The sequence below is a fragment of the Snodgrassella alvi genome, from assembly GCF_002777745.1.
GTDB lineage: Bacteria > Pseudomonadota > Gammaproteobacteria > Burkholderiales > Neisseriaceae > Snodgrassella > Snodgrassella alvi_D.
Genome location: NZ_MEIO01000006.1, coordinates 1 through 1,062 on the forward strand (window position 1 = coordinate 1; position 1,062 = coordinate 1,062).

General features: G+C 26.6%; 1 protein-coding gene. It reads left to right on the forward strand.

Translation table 11 applies throughout. The features are described from left to right. Positions 1-1,062, forward strand: a 1,062-nt coding sequence (locus BHC51_RS12570; RefSeq protein ID WP_218966356.1) for a hypothetical protein, incomplete at both ends; no start/stop codon positions are given.

The following is a 1,062-nucleotide window of genomic DNA, read 5'->3' on the forward strand; positions in this document are numbered from 1 at the left end:
GATAAAAACCTTATATTTTTCATCACAGGATATTATTGCAACAATAAATACAGATAACCATATTTTAAGTAATTATATTGCTAATATCCATGATTATTTAATTATTGATAAACCTGATGTAGCACAGTTGATTAAACAATTCATATTTCTGGAAATTAAATTTAAAGAAATTGAATATAAAACGGCTAATAAAGACTTATTTAATGTGGTATATCAGAATGATTTATATGAGCTGAATTTTACTAATATCCAGTTGATGTTGGCTACGCAATATACTTCTGTAAGTAAGGAAAATATTATTTATCAGAATTACACTAGTATTATGAAAAAGCCTGATTCGCCTTTAGCCAAGTATGTGGCACTAAATATAGATGCCTACATACATATCATGCTGGCTAATTGTGAACAGCAGATAAAAGATGATGAAACAGATGTATTACAACTATTAAATCACAAAGATATAAGTGAAGAACATAAGCTGGAATATATAGATTATCTGTATACAACCATTACCAGATTAGATAAGGTTAAAAATACAGAGTTGTGGCAAAAGTTATTGTATCCGGGCAAACTTGACTATAACGAAGAAAATATTCTGTGTTATTTTCAACATACGCAAGAAGTGGATGAACCTTTAATTGAATTTATAAATAGTAATGAAAAAGCTTTAGATTTTAAACCAATCTGTAATGATGAAAACGTAGATGTAAGAGGTAATTTTTTTGCTAAAGTAATTATTAATCAAAATATCAGTGATAATAAATATGGAGAAATATTATCAACTTTAAAGTTTTGGCAAGTGAATTTCAATATTGATAATATAAGTAGAAATAAATTTAAAATTCTGATTGATAAAAAAATAATTGGTTTGAAACTAGAAGATGATAAATCAAAGAGTATAAATACCTTGCAATTTATTAGAAGTCATTATGATGAAGAGGATGCTTTATATTTTATCCAGAACAATTTTACTAACTATCTGGATTTAGTAGCTGAAGATACTGAATTATTTGATTATGATGAAACATTGCAGCTAGTTAATCTAGGGCTTGATGATGAAGA